Consider the following 22456-nt stretch of genomic DNA (forward strand, 5'->3'; position numbering starts at 1 on the left):
GAGTGAGATCGGCCAACTGCTGCCGCATCAGTGGGTACCTGCCTGAATCACGCAAGGTGAGTTCGGCGGACGCTTACTTATCTGCCACATACATAGCGCGATGGCTGACTAAACGTTTCCCCTCTTTAGGATGCCGCTACAAGGCATTTTGAATAATTCGCAGCAGGCCGGCAGGTCGCCCCTGGCAATGGCAAGGACTCTATTGCGAATCAACATCTACCTAATTCTGTGGAGACGTTAATGTTCAACCGTACCCTTAAAAAAACACTACAAGACTAGAGTGCGGAGCTGTATCTGCTGCGTCAACAGGTTGAGCAGATGGATCGCAGCATGCTCTCTATCAGGCTCGATGCGCAGTTTAACATCTGCGAATTCAACCCTAATTTCGCCAAGGCGCTGGGTTATGCGAATGATCTTCGGGGACGTCCGCTGTCAGCGATTGTTCCGCCTTACGTAAAAAACCTGCCCTGCTTTCACTCATTTAATAAGGCGATCTCGAAGTTTGAGCCGGTCAGTGATGACTACCGCTATCTGCGCGCCGACGGCAGCCTTGCTTGGATCAAGCTGAATTGGTTCCCAATCAAAGGCGAGGATGGAAAGCTGTCCCACGTCCAGGGTTATGGCAGTGAGATCAGCCAGGCCCTCGAAAAAACAAAAGAAAACGAAGCATTTATTGAAGCGTTAATCCGCTCTACGGCGGTTATCCAGTTCAATTTAGACGGCACGGTTATCACCGCCAATCAGCAATTTCTCACGGCAATGGGCTATTCGCTCGGCCAAATCATCGGCAAACACCACAGCCTTTTTTGTACGCTTGAAGAGGCGGGTTCGCCGCAATATGCCGCCTTTTGGCAGACGCTCAACCGTGGTGAATACGTGGCGGATCGCTTCAAGCGGATCGACAGCAGAGGCCAAGAGGTTTGGCTTGAAGCGACATATAACCCCGTTCATGACGCCGAAGGAAAGTTATCCAAGGTGGTGAAATTCGCTAACGTCGTGACTGAACAGGTGGCTCGGGAAGCCGAAGTGCGGGACGCAGCAAGCGTCGCGTATGACGTTTCTCAACAAACGGATGTGAGCGCCGTGCGTGGGGCTGAAGTTGTGCAGCAAACTGTTCAGACCATGCAGAGTATTGCTGGGCAGATGCAGTCGGCCACCGAAAGTATTGAGGCGCTCGGCAAGCAATCGTTGTTAATCAGCTCAATCGTACAGACGATTGGCGGTATTGCCTCCCAGACCAATTTGCTTGCGCTCAATGCTGCTATTGAGGCGGCCCGTGCCGGTGAGCATGGTCGCGGCTTCGCCGTGGTTGCCGATGAGGTACGTAAGCTGGCGGGCCGAACCAGCGAAGCTACGGAAGAAATCATCAGCGTAGTGCAACAAAATCAGTCGCTTGCTGAGCAAGCCATGCGGGAGATGTTCAGCAGCCGCGAGCAAGCCGAGCAAGGCCTTGCGCTGGCCAATCAGGCCGGCACCGTGATTGTAGAAATCCAGGACGGCGCCAAACAGGTAGTTGGAGCGGTTGGACGTTTCGCTAACGAATTGCAGTAAGTCCATATAGGGGCGTGACCCATTGCGAACCTGATGATCAGACCGGGCCCGCAAAATGGCGACAGACCATGATTAGTCATCAAAACACTTAGGGATTAGTGCAAAGCTGTATTTGGCCGCTGCAGCCATCAAATCATCACAACCGCAATGACCTATCCACTAAAAAGCCAAGGCCGGCTAAATGCCGGCCTTGGCTTTAAACCTTGCAACAGTGGAGTCAGGCTACTGGCCAATCCTCCAGCAACGCGGCTGACTCAGAGGGCGAACTTCTGCAGGTTGGCCATCATCTCTTTCATCGCTTCGATATTGTCTTTCGGGTGGGCGGCACCTTCGAAGTCGCAGATCTGCGCAAAGTTGGCCGCGACGTCTTCCGGGCTATAGCCTTCACGCGGGTCGAAACCGGCGCCCAGGCTGCGCTCCCAGCGCACTTTACCCATCCAACCGCCGCCAACTTCGAACAGGCCAGAGGTTTCTTCACAGGCATTGCTCGCCAGGTACACCACCAGCGGGCTGACCAGCTCAGGCTTGAGTTGCTCGAACACCTGCGGCGGTATCAGCCCTTCGGTCATGCGCGTGCCGCCAGTCGGGGCGATGGCGTTGACCAGGATGTTGTTCTTGCGCCCTTCAATCGCCAGGGTGCGCGTCAGGCCGTACAAACCAAGTTTGGCCATGCCGTAGTTGGACTGACCGAAGTTGCCGTAGATACCCGAAGTAGATGCGGTGAAAATCACCCGGCCATAACCCTGCTCGCGCATGTGCGGCCAGGCCGCGCGGGTGACCTTGTAGGCGCCTTCGACGTGAACCTGGTAGACCAGGTCCCAGTCGGCGTCTTCCATCTTATGAAAGGTTTTGTCGCGCAGAATGCCGGCGTTGTTCACCACCACATCGATACGGCCGAAGGTGTCCAGTGCACACTGCACGATCTTCTCGCCGTCGGTCACCGAGTCATGGTTGGCTATGGCGGTGCCGCCAGCCGCGCGGATTTCCTCAACCACCTTGTCGGCCGCCGAGGCGTTAGCGCCTTCGCCGTGGGTGCTGCCGCCGAGATCGTTAACCACCACTTTGGCGCCGTGTTTGGCGAATAGCAGCGCATGGGCGCGACCCAGGCCACCACCTGCACCGGTGACGATTACAACCTGGTCTTGAAAACGGATGGCGTCGCTCATGCAGCATTCCTCAGCAGATTAACAATGCCCCGAGTGTCTAGCAGGCGCGCTCCGGTCACAATAGACACGAGCAGCGCTGAATGGTGCGCGATAAAGCAGCGGGATAATCACGCCGGGCTGCGCTGACAGGCCACACAACAGCATCGGCCACCGCCACAGCGCTCGCACCGTTTGACTACCCCGCCGCCAAGGCTTGGCGAAAAGCCAGGTAATGCTGCAAAACCTGCTCGGGGGCCTCGATTTGCGGGTAATGGCCAATGCCAGCAAGCAGCACCGTGTCGGCATCGGCGATCAATGCCCGGTAACGCGCAACCATGTGTGCGCCGGAAATCGGATCCGCTGCACCATCAATCACCCGCAGTGCCACCCCGCCTTTTTGCATGGCCGACACCCAACGTTCACGGTGCACGCGGCGCTCGGGCATGTAGCGAATCAAGCGATGCATTACTGCTGGGCCATTGTTTTCGGCGATCAGGCTCCAAAAATCATCCAACTCGCTTTCACTCGGTCGAGTCTGCGGGCCGAAGATGCGGGCAAAGCTGGCTGCCAGCTTCTGGCGACTGAACAGCCGGCCGACCAGCGGGCCGATGGGGCTGAGCAGCAGCTTCTGCACCAGCACCGGCCGATGGGTTTCAGGGAACAAGCCACCATTAAGAAACACGCAGCTGGCCAGCTTGAAGCGCTGCTCGTGATACCGGGCCAGTAACTCCTGGGCCACGCTGTCGCCATAGTCATGGGCCAGCACATGCACCAGGCCGGTGATGTGCAGATGCTCAAGCAGCGCCTGCTGCAGGTCAGCTTGCTGCAGCAGGCTATAGGCATGCCCGCGCGGCTTGGCCGAGTCGCCAAAGCCGAGCATGTCGCAGGCAATCAGCCGATAACGCGCGGCCAGCGGTGCCCACAGGTAATGCCAGTCCCAACTGGCGGTGGGGAAACCATGGATCAACAGCAGCGGCTCGGCCTGTTCATCACCCGCCACCCAGTAGCGCATGGCATGCCCCTGGAAGTTGAAGCCCAAGCCCTGGGCGCGCCACGCCGCTAAAGCAATACCAGGCAAGGCACTCATGCGTCGTAACCTGGCATCTGCTGATCGAGCTTGCGCAATAACGCTGGCCAGGCTAGCGAACCGCCCATGCCTTGTGCGCTTTTCATCACGCCCGCGACCATGGCCTTGGCGCCGTTAAGAATCTGCTGCGGGATATGAATAAGCTCAGCGCCGCCACTTTGCGCCATGACTTGAATCTCGCAGGCGCGCTGCAGGGTGAACATCATCAGAAAGGTATCGGCAATGCTATTGGAGGCCGTGAGCAACCCATGGTTAGGCAGGATCATAAAATTCTTGTCGCCCAAGTCGGCCTGCAGGCGCGCCTTCTCATCGTGATTCAGCGCCACGCCCTCATAGCCGTGATAGGCCAGGCTGGACAATACAAACAGCGATTGCTGCGACAACGGCAATAAGCCCTGCTTTTGCGCTGACACGGCAATCCCGGCGGCCGTGTGGATATGCACCACACAGACGACATCGTGGCGCACTTCATGCACCGCGCTGTGGATGGTGTAACCGGCGGGGTTTATATCGAACGGGCTGTCCATCAGCTTGTTGCCGGCAAGATCAATCTTCACCAGGCTGGAGGCCGTGATCTCATGGAACATCAGGCCGAAGGGGTTGATCAAAAACTCTTCGCTGCCGGGAATCTTCGCCGAGATGTGGGTAAAGATCAGGTCATCCCAGCCATGCAGGGCAATCAAGCGGTAACACGCAGCCAGGTCAACGCGGGTCTGCCACTCGGCGGCAGAGACTTGATCCTTGAGGCTTACAGCAGGCAGGGCGTGGGCGACGGTCATGGCAGAGTCCTCGGCAATTCTTGTTAGAAGTGCCAAGCAGTCTAGCGAGCGTAACGGGAAAGATAAGTCGCCCTGGCGGCCAGCCTGCTGACCTTAGAGGTCAGCCGTAGGCGTTCAAACGCATTCAGGATGCAGTTGGCGCAACAACGGCCAGTCGCGCTGCGCTTGCTCATCATCGCTGAGCAAGCTAAACCCGGCGAAATCAAACGCCGGCGCCACCGTGCAACCGACCAGGGTGAAATCACCCAGGCTGCGCGCACTTTGCCAGGCGTGCGCCACCACCGCGCGTTGCGGCAATTGCTCGGCAGCCACCGGGCCCAAGCGTTCACGGCGAATCGCATCCGGCTGCTCAGCAATCAGCAGCTCAAGCGGCGCGCCTTCGTAGTAATGCCACAACTCGTCGGCATCCACCCGATGCCAGCGGCTGATCACGCCTGCGGGCAATAGAAAAACAATCGCACTGCTGCACAAACGACCATCGACGGCCTGCTGCGATGACTCGAACAGTCGGCGGTAATAGCCGCCCTCAGGGTGAGCCTGCAATTGCAGCGCCTCGATTAACGCTTGCGCGCGCGGGTGCATCAGCCTTGCAACGCTGCAATAAAGTCCGCCAGCCACGGCTCGGCGTCGGTTTCCGGGGTCACACTTTCGCTGCTGTCCAGGCGCAGCATCGGCTGCACCTCACGAATACCCAGCTCGGCATACAGCTCACGCACCAGTTCACCGCCGCCACAGAAGGTGTCGCCATAACTGGAGTCACCCAAGGCAATCACCCCACCCGGCAAGCCACTCCAGGCCGGCAAATGATCACGGATGGCGTAGTACAAGGGCTGTAAATTATCGGGCAGCTCGCCCATGCCAGTGGTCGAGGTCACCGCAAGAAACGCCTCGGGCGCAAAGGCTTGAACATCGGCCAGGGTGGCGCGCGGGTTATGCCAGGCCGTAAAACCGGCGGCGTTTAACAGGCGCTCAGCGTGGCGAGCAACTTCCTCTGCGGTGCCGTACACCGAGCCAGAAAGAATGGCGATCTTCATGCATAACTCCGAAACATACAGAACCAAGTCGATAAGACGGGCATTATGCCGCAAGTAGACAGCCCGCCCGGATGTTTTAGAATGCAGCGGACATAGACTGGGAAATCGCCTCATGATCAACGCCAAACTCCTACAACTGGTGGTCAACGCCTCCAACGACGGCATCGTGGTTGCCGAACAGGAAGGTGACGACAACATCCTGATCTATGCCAACCCTGCCTTTGAAAAGCTCACCGGCTATGCCAGTGACGACATCCTCTACCAAGACTGCCGCTTCCTGCAGGCCGGTGACCGCAACCAGGCCGGCCTGGATGCCATCCGTGAAGCGGTTAAGACGCACCGCCCGTGCCGGCAGATCATCCGCAACTACCGCAAGGACGGCAGTGTGTTCTGGAACGAGCTGTCGATCACCCCGGTGGTCAACGATGCCGACCAGTTGACCTATTACATCGGCATCCAGAAAAACGTCACCGAGCAGGTCCAGGCGCAGGAGCGGGTCAAAGAACTTGAAGCCGAAATGCTTACGTTGAAAGCGGAATTGGCCCGTTTGCAGGCGACGACCGGCAGTAACTAATTCGACCAGGCGCGGTCACAGCGTTATTGCAATTTGATGTAGACCGCGACCATGCAAGAACAAGCACTCCTGACCCAAGCTGAGCTGGCGTTTATCCGCCAGCTGAATCAGCCAGAGACTTCTGAGCAGCGCCGGCAACCGCGCATGCAGGCCGATATTGGCGAGCAGCTCAGCGAGTTGCTATCGCACTGCGCAGTCAATGAGCCCATGAGCCTGCATGCGCACATCGCCAACCAGCGTTTGACCTTTGACCTGCACCTCAGCCAAAACGGCAGGCGCGCGCCGCAACTGCAACTCAGTGCACCGCAGATTTTCGACGAAGGTGAAATCAACCGTGCGTGGCGCTCGCCGCTCCCCGAGCCGCTGCCGCTGCATACCCGCAGCGCGCAACCCAGCGATCTGTGGGTTCATCAGTTGTCGATGAGTGGCGCACTGATCGAGTACCGCGCACAACGCAAAGCGCCTCAGCGGTTTGATCTGATCTTGCCGGTGAATGACCTTCCCCCAATTGCCGTGAGCGGAGCCTTCGTACGCAAGACCGATGACGGCCTGCTGGCTTACCACCTGCACGCGATGGACCCACAGAGCGACGAACACTTGCGTGAGTTCATCTACCGGCAACACATCCAGCAAGAACAACAGCTAGGCGCAAGCTCAGCCTAAGCAATCAAACACTGGGAACATAAGCGCCAGACAAAAAAAGACCCGCAAAGAAGGCGGGTCTAAGTGCAGGAAAGTCCTGCGGCAGGGATAAAAAAATCCGATAGCCGAAAGGGCGGTACACGCTGGCTATCGGATTGCGCAGTCGTTTTAGGCGGCAAACTCCTCTTCGCTAAACACCATCAGCGTGGCTTTACCGGCCTTTACCTCAGCCAATAGGCTGTCGGTTTCAGTCAAGATGCGCGCCATAAAGAAGTCTGCAGACTTCAACTTGGCGCCGTAGAAAAGAGTCTCTGTGCTACCAGCCGCCAGCTTGGCCTTGGCCACTGCCGCCATCCGCGCCCACATCCAGGCCAGGCTGGTCAGCGCAAACAGTCGCAGGTAAGGCGTCGCAGCAGCGCCCGCTTGCTCGGGGTCTTTCATCCCTTCGCTGGCAATCCACAGTGTGGCCTGCTGCAGTTGCTTGAGTGCTGCACCTACCGCAGCGGCATGCTCACTATCGACATTGGCCTTGAGCCAGCCTTCGACCAGGGCAAAGTAGTTACGCACGGCGCGACCACCGCCCAAACCCAACTTGCGACCGACCAGATCAAGCGCCTGGATGCCGTTGGTGCCTTCATAAATCAGAGTAATCCGGGCATCGCGTACTAATTGTTCGATGCCCCAGTCTTCGGTGTAACCGGAGCCACCGAGGACTTGCAGCCCCGCATTGGCACAGTTGAAGCCCTCTTCCGTGAGGAAAGACTTCACCACCGGAGTCAGCAGCTGCACCAGATCATCGGCCTGCTCACGCACGGCAGCGTCTTCATGGTCGTGGGCTACGTCTTCATGCAGACCGGTGAAATACGCCAGTGCACGGCAACCTTCGATCATCACCTTCTGGCGCAGCAAGTTACGCCGCACATCGGGATGCACAATGATCGGGTCAGCCGGTTTGTCAGCCGCTTTCGGGCCAGACAATGAACGGCTCTGCAGGCGCTCTTTGGCAAAACCCAAGCTCACCTGATAGGCGCTCTCAGCAATGCCTAGCCCCTGCATACCGACCATCAGGCGCGCGGAGTTCATCATAGTGAACATGCACTTAAGGCCCTTGTTGGCTTCGCCAATCAACCAGCCTTGCGCACCTTCAAAATTGATCACACAGGTCGCAGATCCCTTGATGCCCATTTTGTGTTCCAGGCCACCACAGAACGCCGGGTTGCGGCTGCCGTCTTCAAGGAACTTGGGCACCACGAACAATGAAATGCCTTTAACGCTATCTGGCGCGTCCGGCAGCTTGGCCAGCACCAGGTGCAAAATATTGTCGACCAGGTCGTGCTCGCCGCCAGTGATCCAGATCTTGGTCCCTGTAATGGCGTAGCTACCATCGGCCTGCGGTACTGCGCGAGTACGGATCAGGCTGAGGTCGGTGCCGCACTGTGGTTCGGTCAGGCACATGGTGCCCGTCCATTCGCCACTGATCAGTTTCGGCAGATAACGCTCCTGCAGCTCGCGAGCACCATGCGCGGTGAGTGCATTAATGGCGCCGTGAGTCAGGCCCGGGTACATACCGAGCGACAAGTTGGCCGAGCAGACCATCTCCTCAACCATCATGTTCAATACGCTTGGCAAGCCCTGGCCACCAAACTCGGGGGTACAGGCCAAAGCGGTCCAGCCACCCTCGGCAAACTGCTTATAGGCCTGACGGAAACCGTCGGGAGCTTTCACCGACTTAGTTTCCGGGTCGTAATGGCAACCCTGTTTATCGCCTGGCCCGTTGAGCGGTGCCAGCACGTTCTCCGCCAGCTTGGCGGCTTCTTCTAAAATGGCGCCACCGAGGTCGTCTCCGAACTCGCGCTGACTAGGCAGCGACTGCAAGGTGGCATAAGCGTCGAGCACCTCGTCAAAAACGAAACGCATATCTCGAAGGGGTGCGCGGTATTGGGTCATGTTGCTGAGTCCTCAAGCTGTACAAGTGGATACAAGCTATACACAAACTAACAATGTATAGCTTTTGTACAGCCTAAATTCGCAAGCGGCAAGCTATTTCTTGTACAGACTGTACAAGCAATCGAAAACGCGCATGAACCAAAGGCACAGAAAAACCCCGCTGCGCGAACGCAGCAGGGCCATTCAGAGGGCATTACGCAGCGGAACTAGGTATCCAGGTGCCCAGCAAGAAACTGCTGCAAGCGGCGCTGCATCAAGCGCCCTTCGTTGCCCAGGCAAGCAATCGGCGAACCGCTGAGGCTTTCCTCGGCCAGATCGGCACCGTCGCCGGCCATCACCAGCGGGCAACTCAAGGCCAAAGCCAGGCGCGTGAGCACCTTCGGCAAATCGTCACTGGGCGGTTGATTGGAAAACAGTACGAGCGCCTGGGGCTGCATTTTTTCACAGATCAGGGTCAGCTCTTCAAGTGGCTGACCCAGCCCCAGCACACTGACGGCGGTGTCGGCACTGCTGAGCAGCAGCCCGGCCACCAGCAACTCCAGCTCACGGCAATGACCCGACAAGGCCGCCAGCAGCACGCGCTCTTCGACCTGGGTGCGCAACACCTGTAAGCGCTGCAGCGTACGGGCACGTAGAAAGGTGTCGAGGAACAACCACTCACTGGTCTGGCCGTACTCGTCCTGACGCAGCAGCAGCTCTTGCCACAGCGGCATCAGGATATCCTGAAACACCACCGGCAGCGGATAACTGGAGAAAATCTGCCCGTACAGGCGATCCAGGCGCACCTCATCGAAGGCGCTGATGGCGCGGCGCAGCTGAGCTTGCCACTCGCCCCACTCGCTGGCGCTTATCTCTTCATAGATAGGCGAACTGGCCGATTTGATCGAGCTGCTTTTAGCAAGAATCTTACCGACCTTGCTCACCGCCACGCCGCGCTCGATCCACGCCAGGATGCTGCGCACCGCCTCAATATCGGCTTGGGAATACAGGCGATGGCCACTGTCGGTACGGGTTGGCTGGATCAGCCCGTAGCGCCGCTCCCAGGCCCGCAGGGTAACCGGGTTAACACCCGTCAGGCGCGCCACCTCACGAATAGGAAACAACTCTTCCTGCTTGAGGGCACTCGAAACCAGGGACGAAGCACCAACGAGATCAGACATGGGCAGCTATCACAGAAAAATAGTGCGCGCATTGTAACTCAGCTCTTTAGCGCATACTTTGTACAAAACCTATACAAATGTTGAGAGTGTGAATATGCAACCGCATTGGCCGCTGACCCTTTACTACGACGGTGATTGCCCACTGTGCGCGCGGGAGATCCAACTGCTGCGCAAGCGTGCCAGCGCCGAGCGCCTAAGCCTGGTTGATATCAGCCGCGAGGACTTTCAGGCTGAAACCACCGGCTACTCAAAGGAAATACTGCAAAACCGCCTGCACGCGCGTTTTGCCGACGGCGAATGGGTCACTGGCCTGGATGCGACACTGTGGAGCTGGCGCGCCGCGGGCCTTGATCGCTGGGCCGCACCACTGACGTGGCCAGCGCTGCGACCCGTGCTGGAGCTGGGCTATCGACTGTTCTGCCGGTTACGCCCACACCTCACGTGGTTGCCTCATCCGGATGCCGGCCAGCGCTGCACAGACAATCAGTGCAACAGCAAAGACCCGCGCTGAGCCAGCTACTTCAGCGCTAGCCACAACCCTGGGTCGGCCTCAAGCAGCTTAGGCCTGCCAATAATCTCGTCATGGCTTTCTGGCTGCAGTAACCGCGCCTGGCGCACGCCACAGCGGCGCAGGCGCGCTTTCAACAGCGCCAGCTCAGGCCAGAGCGGTTGCCCTGGCGCATATTCCAGGACCTGCACATTGCCCGCGCGGAAAACAATCCGCGCGCAGTAACCACAACAGCGCAGCGCCACGACCTCGACGCGACTGACTCGCCCGCAAAACACAGCAATGCTTAACCGCCAGGGCTTCATGACGCCATACCTGTACAAGAAAACCTATCTTGTACACGATAAGGACAATTTATTTCAGCCTGTATTTGCGAAAATAACGATGCAGCTCAATGAAATAGGCAAATAACCCGCTGCAGACCGAGTACACCCACAGCATGCATGGTTGTACAAAGAGCCACGCTGGTATAACTTTGATTCCGGTTCAGTTGAGGCCGTGTCGTACTGGTCAGGTATCCCGGCACAGCATCGCTGAACCCACCTTAATTATTCTGCGAGTCGAGCATGAGCGTCAGCGCCGCCCCCATTCTGATTACCGGAGCCAGCCAGCGCATCGGTTTGTATTGCGCCGAACGCCTGCTCGATGACGGCCACCCGTTAATCGTCACTTACCGCAGTGAGCGTGCAGGTATCGAGCGCCTCAAGCAGCGGGGTGCCCTCGCACTGCCAGCAGACTTTGCCAGCGAAGCGGGCATCCTGGCGTTTATCGAGCGACTCAAACAGCACACCGACAGCCTGCGCGCCATTGTCCACAACGCCTCTGACTGGTTGGAGGAAACTCCGGGCGAGGAAGCGGCAGTATTTACCCAACAGTTCAACGTGCACATGCTCGCGCCCTATCTGATCAACCTGAACTGCCAGGCGCTGCTTGAAAACTCAACGCCTGCCGACATCATCCACATCAGCGATGACGTAGCCCGCAAAGGCAGCGCCAAGCGCCCTGCCTATTGCGCGAGCAAAGCCGGGCTGGACAGTCTGACCCTCTCCTTTGCCGCCCGCTTCGCGCCACAGATCAAGGTCAACGGCATTGCACCCGCATTAATCATGTTCAACACAGACGATGACGATACGTACCGCAGCAAAACCTTAAAAAAATCGGCGCTGGGCATCGAGCCTGGGCCACTGGTGATTTACCAGAGCTTACGTTACCTGCTGGATAACCCTTACATCACAGGCACCACACTGACTGTCAACGGCGGCCGCCACCTTAAATGAGCCCGGTCGCGAGGACCTTTGCAATGACTCTAGATATGAACAATCACTACCGCGAAATCATCCTCGGCGTCGGTGAAAACCCAGAACGCGAAGGCCTGCTGGACACCCCCAAGCGCGCCGCCAAAGCCATGCAGTACCTGTGCAACGGCTACCACAAGAGCCTGGAAGAAGTGGTCAACGGCGCGCTGTTCGAGTCGGATAACGACGAGATGGTGATCGTCCGCGACATCGAACTGTATTCGCTGTGCGAGCACCACATGCTGCCCTTTATTGGTAAGGCCCACGTGGCCTACATTCCCACCGGCAAGGTGCTGGGCTTGTCCAAGGTCGCACGCATCGTCGACATGTTCGCGCGCCGCCTGCAGATCCAGGAAAACCTCACCAAGCAGATTGCCGACGCGATCCAGCAAGTCACTAACGCCGCCGGCGTGGCCGTGGTAATCGAAGCCAAACACATGTGCATGATGATGCGCGGCGTGGAGAAACAGAACTCGGTGATGACCTCCTCAGTGATGCTGGGAGCCTTCCGTGAGTCCTGCAACACTCGCCATGAATTCCTGCAACTGATCGGACGGGGTAAATAATGCCGAGACTGGAACCTGGAATGGCGCGCATCCGCGTCAAAGACCTGCGCCTGCGCACCTACATCGGCATCAAGGAGGAGGAAATCAACAACAAGCAGGATGTGTTGATTAACCTGACCATCCTCTACCCCGTTGCCGATGCGGTGCGTGATAACGATATCGATCATGCTTTGAACTACCGCACCATCACCAAGGCGGTGATCCACCATGTCGAAGAAAATCGCTTCGCCCTGCTGGAGCGCATGACCCAGGAGATTCTTGACCTGGTCATGGCTAACGCCGCAGTGCGTTACGCCGAAGTGGAAGTGGACAAGCTGCACGCCCTACGTTTTGCCGAGTCGGTGTCGATCACCCTCGCCGGCCACCGCTAGCCCTGCGTTAACCATCGATTCGCATACACCCGGCGCACCCTGCGCCGGGGCCGTTGCCGCACGGCAGGCATCCTTCTATCATCCCCGCCACGCCTCCCCTGCCTGCTTACAGAGAGCATTCTCATGAACGATCAACAACGCCTCGAACTTGAAGCCGCCGCCTTTCGCAGCCTGGTGCAACACCTGCGCTCGCGCCCGGATGTACAGAATATCGACCTGATGAACCTCAGCGGTTTCTGCCGCAACTGCCTGTCCAAATGGTTCAAAGCGGCAGCCGATGAAACAGGCGTCACCCTCACCCTGGATCAAGCACGCGAAGAGATTTACGGCATGCCGTATGCCGAGTGGAAGAGCCAATACCAGAAAGATGCCAGCGCCGAACAACAGGCCGCTTTTAATAAAGGAAAAGAGGCATGAGCACCCTAGACGATTTTCGCGCACAACTGCGCAGCGAACACTTCACCTTCGCGCAGACCCTGGCGTTTATTGCCGAGCACTACCAGTACCAGCCCAGCGCCTTCCGCAATGGTGCAGTCGATAATGCTGCCGGCCAGAACGAAGGTTCATGCAAGACCCTCGGCCTTGCACTACTTGAAGGCCTGAGCCTGGAAGAAACCCTGCAGTGCTTTGGCGAGCACTACCGCAGCGTGCTGGCCACCCCGAGCGGCAACGACCACGGCAATATCCGCGCACTGATGGAAACCGGCCTGGCCGGCATACGCTTCGAGCAGCCATCGCTGCAACGCAACAGTTTGTAGTCACTCGCGCAAAAAATGGCCAGGTGCCATTTTTAACGTCGCGCAGCGACGGCCCGCAGGGTGGCCGCCAGGGATGGCAGGCCATAGAAACTTGCACAACTGTCGGCAACGGCTGACAGACATCGCAGTTTGATCGCCCTATGCTGCGCGCCATTACTCGAACGAGAACACCAGGGAAGGTGCTCCGAGCAGCGTCATTGCCGTTCCTCCCCGGTTTCTCCAAACTGACACGGCTTGGAGTCGCTAGATGCAGCAATCCTTGGTATGGAAACCATGGCACAACCCCGGCGTGGAGAATCTGCGCCTGAATATCGATGAACACGGCATCAACGCCACCAGCCATCTGATGCAAAGCCTGCAAGGCCACAGCATCGCCGCGACCTACGTGATTAACTGCGACCCGCGCTGGCGCTTTCGCCGCCTCTGGCTAAAGGTCGACAACCACGGCCAGCGCAGCCTCAACCTGAAACGCGACATCCGTGGCAACTGGTTCCACAACGGCGAGCCGCGCCCTGACCTCAGCGCCTGCCGGCAGGTCATGCTCTCCGAATCGCCCTTTACCCACACACCACTCCTGCAACGCTGCGCCCTGGAAACCGGACAAAGCGAACTGCTGCAGGTGGCTTACGTCGACCTGCTGACCCTCAAGGTCGAGGCGCGCAGCCAGCGCTACCAGCGCCTGCGCGAAGAACGCGGGCAAACCCTCTACCGCAGCGAATCACAGGGCCGGAAAAGCCGCGAACTGACCGTCGATGAACACGCGCTGCTGGTCAAAGCCAGTGACCAGTTCCTGCGCTTGAGTTCAAGGGACCTTAAGCTGAACACCTGGGTCTGAGCGCCGCGCAAACAGCAAAAAGCCTCGATTAAATCGAGGCTTTTTGCATTCTCAGACTTACTGACCGTCGAGATAGCGCTCCACATCCAGCGCTGCCATGCAGCCTGCACCCGCCGAAGTAATCGCCTGGCGGTAGACATGGTCGGCCACATCGCCGGCAGCAAACACACCCGCGACGCTGGTAGCAGTGGCATTGCCCTCGCGACCACCGCTGACCACCAGATAGCCGTCTTTGAGCGCCAGCTGGCCTTCAAACAACGAGGTGTTAGGCGTATGGCCGATGGCGACGAACAGGCCGTCAACGCTCAGCTCATCGAAGCTGCCATCGTTGTTCTTCAGCCGCACGCCGGTCACGCCCATGGTGTTGCCGAGCACCTCGTCTACCTCGGCATTGAGCTTGAGCACGATCTTGCCTTCGGCCACCCGCGCCTGCAGTTTGTCCTGCAAAATCTTTTCCGCGCGGAAGGTTTCGCGGCGGTGCACCAAGGTCACCTTGCTGGCGATATTGGCCAGGTACAGCGCCTCTTCCACCGCTGTGTTGCCGCCACCGACCACCGCGACCTCACGGTTGCGGTAGAAGAAACCATCGCACGTGGCACACGCCGAAACGCCCTTACCCATAAAGCTTTCTTCGCTGGGCAAGCCCAGATAACGGGCGCTGGCTCCGGTGGCGATGATCAAGGCATCACAGCTGTAGGTGCCGCTGTCGCCGACCAGGGTGAACGGCTTGCCGGCCAGGTCGACGGCATTGATATGGTCATAGACGATTTCCGTCTCGAAACGCTCGGCATGTTCCTGCATGCGCTGCATCAATGCCGGCCCGGTCAGGCCGTGTACATCGCCTGGCCAGTTATCCACCTCGGTGGTGGTGGTCAGTTGGCCACCGGCCTGCATACCGGTAATCAGCAACGGTTTAAGATTGGCCCGTGCGGCATAGACCGCCGCGCTATAACCAGCAGGGCCGGAACCCAGAATAATCACGCGAGCATGACGATCAGCAGACATCAGCAACTCCTCCGGCAACGCCGGCAGCAATAAACCGGGACTTCCAGAAAACCCGGGGAAGGCCATACGTTCGGAAGCCCCATAAAGGGATGACGGGCAGCCTATGCCCGGCCACGACCAGGCGGAAATATGCTTTACCAATGCGGGGCATAGACGCGCGCTATGGCGAGCCAAACAATCGTGAGCGCACATTGCATGCGCTTTCCCCTGACCGGCAAAGCCGGTAAGGTCGGCGCGACTTCACTCCCACGGAAACACGCCCATGTCTGCCCCCGTACTCACTGGCCCGCAATACCTGAGCGAAGGCCTGAAACTGGTCTTAAGCCCTGGCTTGCGACTGTTCGTGTTATTGCCCCTGAGCATCAACCTGCTGCTGTTTAGCGCGCTGATCGGCGTCGCGGTGCAGCAGTTTGGCGGCTGGGTCGATACTTTTATGCCGAGCCTGCCAAGTTGGCTGAGCTTTCTCGAATATGTGCTGTGGCCGTTGTTTGTGGTGTTGGTGCTGCTGATGGTGTTTTTCACCTTCACCATGCTGGCCAATATCATCGCCGCACCGTTTAACGGTTTTCTCGCGGAGAAGGTCGAAGTGGTGGTGCGTGGTCAGGACCAATTCCCGCCATTTAGCTGGGCTGAACTGGCCGCGATGGTGCCGCGCACTCTGAGCCGCGAGATGCGCAAACTGGGCTATTTTCTGCCTCGCGCCATTGCCCTGCTGATCCTGACCTTTATTCCGGTGGTCAACCTGATCGCCGCACCGCTGTGGTTACTGTTTGGCGTATGGATGATGGCCATCCAATACATCGACTACCCGGCGGACAACAACAAGATGAGCTGGCCAGACATGCTCGCCTGGCTGCGGGAGAAACGCTGGCAGAGCCTGGGTTTTGGCGGCATCACCTACGCCGCCTTGCTGGTGCCGGGGCTGAATATCCTGATGATGCCGGCAGCGGTGGCCGGGGCGACGGTGTTCTGGGTGCGTGAGCGCGGCTAACCCGCCCTCACCTAACGACGCGTTTTAGAGCCGCACCTCCAAGCGCTTAGTCAGGCGCACGCCCTGCGCACTGACCTCGGCGCCATAGGCCAGCACCTCAACACCCGCGCTGACCGCCTCGCGCAGGGCGGCGGCGTAGGCCGGGTCGATTTCCTCGGCGGGGCGCACGGCCTCTATATCCGTCAAGTTGACGCAATACAGCTGCACCGCGCGAATGCCCTCATGGGCCAGCACAGCCAGTTCGCGCAGGTGCTTGCTGCCGCGCTCGGTGCGTGCATCGGGAAAGGCGGCAACGCGGCTGTCGGCGAAGCCCAGGGTCACGCTCTTCACTTCGACAAACGCCGGCCCCTTTGGATAATCCAGGCGAAAGTCGATACGGCTGCGCTCCTGGCCATACGGCACTTCGCGCTTGAGCTGGGTAAAGCCGTTTAACTCGGCAATAACCCCGGCGCGCAGCGCTTCTTCCACCAACGCATTGGCGCGCCCGGTGTTGATCACGGCGAGGCGACCGTGCGGCGTTTCGCCAATTTCCCAGGTGCCCGGCAACTTGCGTTTGGGGTCGTTGCTGCGGCTGAACCAGATGCGCGCGCCTTCGCTCATACAGTTGAGCATCGAGCCGGTATTGGCACAGTGGATGGTCAGCAGCTCGCCGCTGGCGGTCTCGATATCGGCGAGAAAACGCTTATAGCGGCGCAGCAGCCGTCCCTCTTGCAGCGGCGGCTCAAACTGCATGGGGTTTCCAGCTATTCAGGCCACGCTTGATTCGGTCAACCGCCTGCTGCAGGCGCGGCAAGTCCTGGGTGTAGGCAAAACGCACATGCTGCGCAGCCTGGTAGCGACCAAAATCCAGGCCAGGGGTAAAGGCCACATGCTCGGTTTCCAGGAAGTGCTGGCAGAAAGCAAAGGCATCGCCGCCGAACGCGCTGATGTCTGCATATAAATAGAAGGCACCCTCTGGCTCCACGGCGATTTTGAAACCCAGCTCACGCAGCGCCGGCAGGAGGAAGTCGCGGCGGCGCTGAAATTCGTGGCGACGCTGTTCGAGTATTTCCAGCGTCTGCGGCTGGAAGCACGCCAATGCGGCGTGCTGGGCCATGCTTGGGGCGCTGATATACAGGTTCTGCGCCAGCTTCTCCAGCTCCGGCACGGCAGCCGGTGGCGCCACCAGCCAGCCAAGGCGCCAGCCGGTCATGCCGAAGTACTTGGAGAAGCTATTAAGTACAAAGGCTTCGTCGTCCACCTCCAGCACGCTGGCCGCCTCCACGCCGTAGGTCAGGCCGTGATAGATCTCGTCCACCACCAAATGCCCGCCACGGGCTTTTAGCGCTTGGGACAAGCCGCCCAGCTCATCACGGCTGAGCAAGGTGCCAGTGGGGTTGGCCGGCGAGGCAACCAAGGCGCCGACACTGCCCTGATCCCAGTAACGCTCAATCAAGTCAGGAGTCAGCTGATAACGCACCTCAGGACCTACCGGCACCAGCTGCGCGGCGCCTTCGACCAAACGCAAAAAGTGCCGATTGCAGGGGTAGCCTGGGTCGGCCAACAGCCAGTGTTTACCGGGGTCGACCAGTAAACTGGTGGCCAAGAGCAAGGCGCCCGAGCCGCCCGGCGTGATCAGAATGCGTTCGGGGTCGATGCTTAGGCGATAACGCTCGGCGTAGAAGCCGGAAATCGCCTCGCGCAGGGCCGGCAAACCACGCGCCGCGGTGTAACGGGTATGCCCATTGGCCAGCGCGGCCTGGCCGGCGGCGACAATCGGCGCGGCCGTGGTGAAGTCCGGCTCGCCGATTTCCAGGTGAATCACATCATGGCCGTCAGCCTGCAGCTGATTGGCCCGGGCCAGCAGCGCCATCACATGAAAAGGTTCTATGGCGCGGCTGCGCGCACTGTAGGACTGGGCCATTGGGCTGCCTTGATCTGAAATAAGACGCGGATTCTAAAGCATACCCGACACAGCTTCGACAACCGGGAGTAGCGCAGGCTGAGTTGTTCTGGTAAGTTCGCCCGCTTGCAGCCGCAGGGCCAGTTCTACTCGACGTAGAATCGGCAAGGGACACCGTCCTGCGCAGTGGATCAGAAGAGTGAGAGGCGGTCATCCATGCCCACCAAAGCAAAAGCAAAAAGCAGCCAACTGACTCGTGGTTTTGAGCCTTATAAAGAAACGAAAGGCGAAGAATATATGGGCGAGCCAATGCGCGCCCACTTCACCGGCATCCTCAATAAGTGGAAGCTGGAATTGATGCAGGAAGTTGATCGTACTGTGCACCACATGCAGGACGAAGCAGCCAACTTCCCCGATCCAGCGGATCGTGCCAGCCAGGAGGAAGAATTCAGCCTGGAACTGCGCGCCCGTGATCGCGAGCGCAAGCTGATCAAGAAGATCGACGAAACCCTGCAATTGATTGAAGACAACGACTACGGCTGGTGCGATTCCTGCGGCGTAGAAATCGGCATCCGCCGACTCGAAGCCCGTCCCACCGCCACCCTGTGCATTGATTGCAAGACGCTGGCGGAAATCAAAGAAAAACAGGTCGGTTCCTGATCTGACCCAGAGGGTGCTTCGGCACCCTCTGTTGTTTCTGCCTTTCTGTGACACCTGCGCATGAACACACCTGCCTACATCGGGCGTTTCGCCCCCACCCCCAGCGGTTACCTGCACTTCGGCTCTCTGGTCGCCGCCCTGGCGTCCTACCTCGACGCGCGCGCGGTAAACGGCCGCTGGCTGCTGCGCATGGAAGACCTCGACCCGCCCCGTGAAGTGGCCGGCGCCCAAGCGGCGATTTTGAAAGCGCTGGCAAGCTACGGCTTCGAGTGGGATGGCGAACTGGTACGTCAGAGTGAACGCCATGAGCAATACGCCACCCTGGTCGATCGCCTGCTCAGCCAGGGCCTGGCCTACGCCTGCACCTGCTCGCGCAAGCAGCTGGAAGGCAGCCACGGCATCTACCCCGGCACCTGCCGCAATGCTGGCCACGGCTTTACGGATGCGGCGATCCGCCTGCGCGTACCGGAGCTGACCTACCACTTTATTGATCGGGTGCAGGGCGATTACCGGCAGCACCTGGGCCGTGAGGTCGGCGATTTTGTGATTCGTCGCCGCGATGGGCTGTTTGCCTACCAGTTAGCCGTGGTGCTGGATGACGCCTGGCAAGGCGTAACCGATATCGTCCGTGGCGCCGACCTGCTCGACTCCACCCCGCGCCAACTGTACCTGCAAGAGCTGCTGGGTTTCTCGCAACCGCGCTACCTGCATGTGCCGCTGATTATCCAGCCCGATGGTCACAAGCTGGGTAAATCCTACCGCTCACCTCCGCTGCCGGCCGACCAGGCCACCCCACTGCTGATCCGCGCCCTGCGCGCCCTCGGCCAAACATTGCCGGACGGCGCCAACTACGGCCACCCCGCAGAGCTGTTGCGCTGGGCCAGCCAGCATTGGGATGCCACGCGTATTCCGCGTCGCTTGACGATGGCTGAAGCGCAGCTGCGCTGAGCGCGTGGATTCAGCCCTCGGCAGCAGGCTCAGCCAATAGCTCAGCCAACTCCGCGCAACCACCCTGCACTGCCGCCAGCGCCTGTGCGCACAAGGCGCGGTAGCGCTGCAACACCTGCTCACCCATCTCGGTCAACTGCGTGCCACCACCGTGCTTGCCGCCCGCCAGGGTGCTGACCAGCGGCTGGCGGAAGCTGCGGTTCATGGTCTCCACCAGCAGCCAGGCACGCCGATAGGACATGCCCAAGGCACGGGCCGCCGCGCTGATCGAGCCATGCAAAGCAATCGCCTCCAACAGCTCTGCCTTGCCAGGGCCGAGCGCGATGTCAGCGCCGTTATGCAGGCGGATTTTCAGATCGAGGCGATACATAGGCACACCCTAAAATTTATGGCGTGACCAACGCGGCATCGACGATCTGCTGCGCCTCGCTGAAGATGCGTTGCAGGTGCGCTGCATCACGGAAGCTCTCGGCGTAGATTTTGTAGATATCCTCAGTGCCCGACGGCCGCGCGGCAAACCAGCCACCCTCACTGACCACCTTGATCCCGCCAATCGCCGCGCCATTACCCGGCGCCTTGTCGAGCACCTGGGTAATCGCATCGCCGGCCAGTTCACAGCTGCTGATTTGCGCAGGCGAGAGTTTGCCCAGAGCCTTCTTCTGCGCGGGAGTTGCAGGCGCATCGACACGGTCAGCATGGATCGCGCCGAACTCATCACTCAGCCCCTGATACAGCTCACCAGGGTCACGCCCGCTCACAGCGGTCATTTCTGCGGAAAGCAGCGCCAGGGCGATGCCGTCCTTGTCGGTGGTCCAGACTCGGCCATCGCGGCGCAGGAAGGTCGCGCCGGCGCTTTCTTCACCACCAAAGCCCAGCGAGCCATCGAACAGGCCGCTGGCAAACCATTTAAAGCCCACCGGCACTTCCTGCAATGGGCGACCCAGGCGTGCCGCTACACGGTCGATCATTGCGCTGCTGACCAGGGTTTTGCCGACAGCCGCCGAGGCGCTCCACTGCGGGCGGTGCTGGAACAGGTAATCGATCGCCACACTGAGAAAGTGGTTAGCCGGCAACAGGCCGACGCTCGGCGCCACAATGCCGTGACGGTCGTAATCGGTGTCGCAGGCAAAGGCGATGTCGTAGCCATTTTTCAGGCCAATCAGACGCTGCATCGCATGGCTGGACGATGGGTCCATGCGAATCTGCCCGTCCCAATCCAGGCTCATAAAGGCGAACTGTGGGTCGATGGTCTGACTGACCACATCCAGATTGATGCCGTACTGCTCGGCAATCCGCCCCCAGTAATGCACGCCCGCACCGCCCAGCGGATCGACACCCAAACGTAAACCGGCGGCGCGAATCGGCGCGAAATCGATGACAGTGCCCAGGTCGCTCACATAACTGCCAAGGTAGTCGTACTCATGCACGCAAGCGGCCTGGCGCGCCTGCGCCAGCGGCATGCGCTTAACCTCACGCAAGCCGCCTTCAAGCAAGGCATTGGCGCGGTTCTGCACCCAGGTGGTGATGTCGCTGTCGGCGGGGCCGCCGTTAGTCGGGTTGTATTTGAAGCCGCCGCTGTCTGGCGGGTTGTGCGAGGGGGTGATGACGATGCCATCGGCCAAACCGTTGCTGCGGCCCTGGTTGTGCACCAGAATCGCTTGGGAGATAGCCGGAGTTGGGGTGAACTCGCCGCCAGCGGAAATCATCGTCTGTACGCCATTGGCCGCCAGCACTTCAATCGCACTGTCTAGCGCCGGCTGCGACAACGCATGGGTATCGGCGCCGATAAACAGCGGGCCGCTGATGCCCTGGGCCGCCCGGTAATCACAGATCGCCTGGCTGATCGCCAGCACATGCGCCTCATTGAAGCTGTGTGCCAGGGAGCTGCCGCGATGCCCGGAGGTGCCGAACGCGACCCGCTGGCTCGCCACAGAGGCGTCCGGCTGCAGGTCGTAATAAGCAGCCAGTAGCGCGGCAATATCAGTCAGTCGCTCAACGGGGGCCTGCTGCCCGGCCAATGGGTGGATACGCGCGCTCACAGAGGGTTCCTTGTGTTGTGGGTTCAGCCAAAGCACGCAAGCTTAACAGGCTGCCAAGGGCAAACGCAGCGCCCGGGTTTCAGGCTATGCTTGCCAACCTTTTTACCGCCCGAGGAATATCCGCATGAAAGCCCAGCTCGAAGAACTGATCAGTAAAATAAGCTCGGGCTGCATGTTGCCGGAAGAAATCAGCAAGATCGCCGACGAAGCGGCCCAGGCCTACGCCGACCCGCAGGCATTCCTCGCCGCCAACCCGGATATCAACTACGACGACAGCTTCCCGATTCCGCTGGGCGAATGGGTGGTCATCGGCAGCCTGCCGGAAACCGTGCTGTTCCAGGCAGATAGTTATGAGGCGCTGTTCCAGCAAATCGTCGAGTCGTTCGGCCCGCAGGTGAGCTTTGTGCTCAAGCCCAAGCAACTGGCGAAAGTAGAGCCGCTGAAAGCGCTGAATCGCATTCAAGTACAACTCGCAAGCCTGTCGCCGGAAACTCAGGGTTATGTGCTAGTGGATCTCAGCGAGCCGCTGGATGAAGCCCTGCAAGCCGTGCTGGTGTACAGCAGCGACCTGGCGCGGGTGATGGAGCTGGCCGTGGAAGTCGGCATCTACGCCGCCCCGGCTTACGAGGCCCTGAAAGCCGCACAGAACCAGGAATAAGCGGGCTCGCCGGCAACCCAC

The 22456-nt window shown here is 59.4% G+C and carries 26 protein-coding genes and 2 pseudogenes; 15 read left to right on the top strand and 13 right to left on the bottom strand.

From position 1 onward, the window contains the following. Positions 1–297 precede the first annotated feature (297 nt). Positions 298–1011, top strand: a pseudogene (locus N1078_RS19725) (PAS domain-containing protein); the annotation flags it as partial. A gap of 102 nt (positions 1012–1113) precedes the next feature. Further along, positions 1114–1551 (top strand): annotated as a pseudogene (locus N1078_RS19730) (methyl-accepting chemotaxis protein); the annotation flags it as partial. Between the two features lie 254 nt (positions 1552–1805). Here the strand turns inward: N1078_RS19730 and N1078_RS14015 are convergent. The 5 genes from N1078_RS14015 to N1078_RS14035 all read right to left on the bottom strand — a co-directional run bounded on the left by N1078_RS14015 (position 1806) and on the right by N1078_RS14035 (position 5596). Further along, positions 1806–2717 carry an SDR family oxidoreductase gene (locus N1078_RS14015; protein ID WP_274088780.1) on the bottom strand — a complete coding sequence of 304 codons (912 nt, stop codon included), beginning with the start codon at positions 2715–2717 and terminating at the stop codon, positions 1806–1808. 175 nt (positions 2718–2892) lie between these two features. After that, a complete protein-coding gene (locus N1078_RS14020) occupies positions 2893–3783 on the bottom strand; it encodes an alpha/beta fold hydrolase (protein ID WP_274088781.1) in 891 nt (296 codons plus the stop codon). Next, on the bottom strand, positions 3780–4562 hold the full coding sequence (locus tag N1078_RS14025; RefSeq protein ID WP_274088782.1) for a class II aldolase/adducin family protein: 783 nt from the start codon (positions 4560–4562) through the stop codon (positions 3780–3782). Before N1078_RS14025 ends, N1078_RS14020 begins: the two co-directional genes overlap by 4 nt. A 114-nt stretch (positions 4563–4676) precedes the next feature. Next, positions 4677–5144, bottom strand: a complete 468-nt coding sequence (locus tag N1078_RS14030) for a cupin domain-containing protein (protein WP_274088783.1) — start codon at positions 5142–5144, stop codon at positions 4677–4679. After that, positions 5144–5596 carry a flavodoxin gene (locus N1078_RS14035; RefSeq protein WP_274088784.1) on the bottom strand — a complete coding sequence of 151 codons (453 nt, stop codon included), beginning with the start codon at positions 5594–5596 and terminating at the stop codon, positions 5144–5146. Before N1078_RS14035 ends, N1078_RS14030 begins: the two co-directional genes overlap by 1 nt. 112 nt (positions 5597–5708) lie before the next feature. Here N1078_RS14035 and N1078_RS14040 point away from each other — a divergent pair, with 112 nt between their 5' ends. Then, a complete protein-coding gene (locus N1078_RS14040) occupies positions 5709–6170 on the top strand; it encodes a PAS domain-containing protein (RefSeq protein WP_274088785.1) in 462 nt (153 codons plus the stop codon). 51 nt (positions 6171–6221) lie between these two features. Continuing rightward, positions 6222–6833 carry a hypothetical protein gene (locus N1078_RS14045; protein ID WP_274088786.1) on the top strand — a complete coding sequence of 204 codons (612 nt, stop codon included), beginning with the start codon at positions 6222–6224 and terminating at the stop codon, positions 6831–6833. Between the two features lie 147 nt (positions 6834–6980). Here the strand turns inward: N1078_RS14045 and N1078_RS14050 are convergent, their stop codons facing one another. Together N1078_RS14050 and N1078_RS14055 are read right to left on the bottom strand one after the other, a co-directional pair. Continuing rightward, positions 6981–8759 (bottom strand): acyl-CoA dehydrogenase C-terminal domain-containing protein, encoded by a 1779-nt coding sequence (locus N1078_RS14050; protein WP_274088787.1) that lies wholly within the window; start codon positions 8757–8759, stop codon positions 6981–6983. 206 nt (positions 8760–8965) lie between these two features. Beyond that, positions 8966–9919: a MerR family transcriptional regulator gene (locus tag N1078_RS14055; protein ID WP_274088788.1), complete on the bottom strand. Its 954-nt coding sequence runs from the start codon at positions 9917–9919 to the stop codon at positions 8966–8968. Positions 9920–10007: 88 nt separating this feature from the next. On the opposite strand from N1078_RS14055, the gene N1078_RS14060 reads away from it, so the two are divergent. Next, complete coding sequence (locus N1078_RS14060; RefSeq protein ID WP_443218115.1) at positions 10008–10430, top strand: thiol-disulfide oxidoreductase DCC family protein; 423 nt, start codon at positions 10008–10010, stop codon at positions 10428–10430. A 5-nt stretch (positions 10431–10435) separates the two neighbouring features. Here the strand turns inward: N1078_RS14060 and N1078_RS14065 are convergent, their stop codons facing one another. Beyond that, positions 10436–10732: a hypothetical protein gene (locus N1078_RS14065; RefSeq protein WP_274088790.1), complete on the bottom strand. Its 297-nt coding sequence runs from the start codon at positions 10730–10732 to the stop codon at positions 10436–10438. A 261-nt stretch (positions 10733–10993) separates the two neighbouring features. On the opposite strand from N1078_RS14065, the gene folM reads away from it, so the two are divergent. From folM to N1078_RS14095, 6 genes are all read left to right on the top strand, one after another. After that, positions 10994–11704, top strand: a complete 711-nt coding sequence (gene folM / locus N1078_RS14070) for a dihydromonapterin reductase (RefSeq protein WP_274088791.1) — start codon at positions 10994–10996, stop codon at positions 11702–11704. A 23-nt stretch (positions 11705–11727) separates the two neighbouring features. Continuing rightward, a complete protein-coding gene (gene folE, locus N1078_RS14075) occupies positions 11728–12288 on the top strand; it encodes a GTP cyclohydrolase I FolE (RefSeq protein WP_274088792.1) in 561 nt (186 codons plus the stop codon). Next, complete coding sequence (gene folX / locus N1078_RS14080; protein ID WP_274088793.1) at positions 12288–12659, top strand: dihydroneopterin triphosphate 2'-epimerase; 372 nt, start codon at positions 12288–12290, stop codon at positions 12657–12659. The genes folE and folX overlap by 1 nt, the downstream gene beginning before the upstream one ends. 123 nt (positions 12660–12782) lie before the next feature. After that, complete coding sequence (locus tag N1078_RS14085; RefSeq protein ID WP_274088794.1) at positions 12783–13076, top strand: DUF1244 domain-containing protein; 294 nt, start codon at positions 12783–12785, stop codon at positions 13074–13076. Beyond that, positions 13073–13417: a HopJ type III effector protein gene (locus N1078_RS14090; protein WP_274088795.1), complete on the top strand. Its 345-nt coding sequence runs from the start codon at positions 13073–13075 to the stop codon at positions 13415–13417. Before N1078_RS14085 ends, N1078_RS14090 begins: the two co-directional genes overlap by 4 nt. Positions 13418–13664: 247 nt before the next feature. After that, on the top strand, positions 13665–14252 hold the full coding sequence (locus N1078_RS14095) for a putative glycolipid-binding domain-containing protein (protein ID WP_274088796.1): 588 nt from the start codon (positions 13665–13667) through the stop codon (positions 14250–14252). 57 nt (positions 14253–14309) lie between these two features. Here N1078_RS14095 and trxB read toward each other — a convergent pair whose 3' ends face one another. After that, positions 14310–15257, bottom strand: a complete 948-nt coding sequence (gene trxB, locus N1078_RS14100; RefSeq protein ID WP_274088797.1) for a thioredoxin-disulfide reductase — start codon at positions 15255–15257, stop codon at positions 14310–14312. Positions 15258–15519: 262 nt separating this feature from the next. Between trxB and cysZ the strand changes: the two genes are divergently transcribed. Further along, entirely contained in the window at positions 15520–16248 is a 729-nt protein-coding gene (gene cysZ / locus N1078_RS14105; protein ID WP_274088798.1) for a sulfate transporter CysZ, read from the top strand. A 24-nt stretch (positions 16249–16272) separates the two neighbouring features. Here the strand turns inward: cysZ and sfsA are convergent, their stop codons facing one another. Beyond that, complete coding sequence (sfsA, locus tag N1078_RS14110) at positions 16273–16980, bottom strand: DNA/RNA nuclease SfsA (RefSeq protein WP_274088799.1); 708 nt, start codon at positions 16978–16980, stop codon at positions 16273–16275. Then, positions 16970–18151 (bottom strand): pyridoxal phosphate-dependent aminotransferase, encoded by a 1182-nt coding sequence (locus tag N1078_RS14115; protein ID WP_274088800.1) that lies wholly within the window; start codon positions 18149–18151, stop codon positions 16970–16972. Before N1078_RS14115 ends, sfsA begins: the two co-directional genes overlap by 11 nt. A 195-nt stretch (positions 18152–18346) precedes the next feature. On the opposite strand from N1078_RS14115, the gene dksA reads away from it, so the two are divergent. Together dksA and gluQRS are read left to right on the top strand one after the other, a co-directional pair. Beyond that, the gene (gene dksA, locus N1078_RS14120) at positions 18347–18790 is read left to right on the top strand and encodes an RNA polymerase-binding protein DksA (protein WP_274088801.1); all 444 of its coding nucleotides are present in this window, start codon (positions 18347–18349) and stop codon (positions 18788–18790) included. A 60-nt stretch (positions 18791–18850) separates the two neighbouring features. Further along, positions 18851–19738: a tRNA glutamyl-Q(34) synthetase GluQRS gene (gluQRS, locus tag N1078_RS14125; protein ID WP_274088802.1), complete on the top strand. Its 888-nt coding sequence runs from the start codon at positions 18851–18853 to the stop codon at positions 19736–19738. A gap of 10 nt (positions 19739–19748) precedes the next feature. On the opposite strand, the gene N1078_RS14130 is transcribed toward gluQRS, so the two are convergent. Next, positions 19749–20108, bottom strand: a complete 360-nt coding sequence (locus N1078_RS14130) for a winged helix-turn-helix domain-containing protein (protein WP_274088803.1) — start codon at positions 20106–20108, stop codon at positions 19749–19751. A gap of 16 nt (positions 20109–20124) precedes the next feature. Beyond that, positions 20125–21777, bottom strand: a complete 1653-nt coding sequence (gene pgm, locus N1078_RS14135) for a phosphoglucomutase (alpha-D-glucose-1,6-bisphosphate-dependent) (protein WP_274088804.1) — start codon at positions 21775–21777, stop codon at positions 20125–20127. Positions 21778–21901: 124 nt separating this feature from the next. Here pgm and N1078_RS14140 point away from each other — a divergent pair, with 124 nt between their 5' ends. Next, positions 21902–22435 carry a hypothetical protein gene (locus tag N1078_RS14140; RefSeq protein ID WP_274088805.1) on the top strand — a complete coding sequence of 178 codons (534 nt, stop codon included), beginning with the start codon at positions 21902–21904 and terminating at the stop codon, positions 22433–22435. Positions 22436–22456: the final 21 nt, after the last annotated feature.

Source organism: Pseudomonas sp. MIL19 (assembly GCF_028680365.1).
GTDB lineage: Bacteria > Pseudomonadota > Gammaproteobacteria > Pseudomonadales > Pseudomonadaceae > Aquipseudomonas > Aquipseudomonas spirodelae.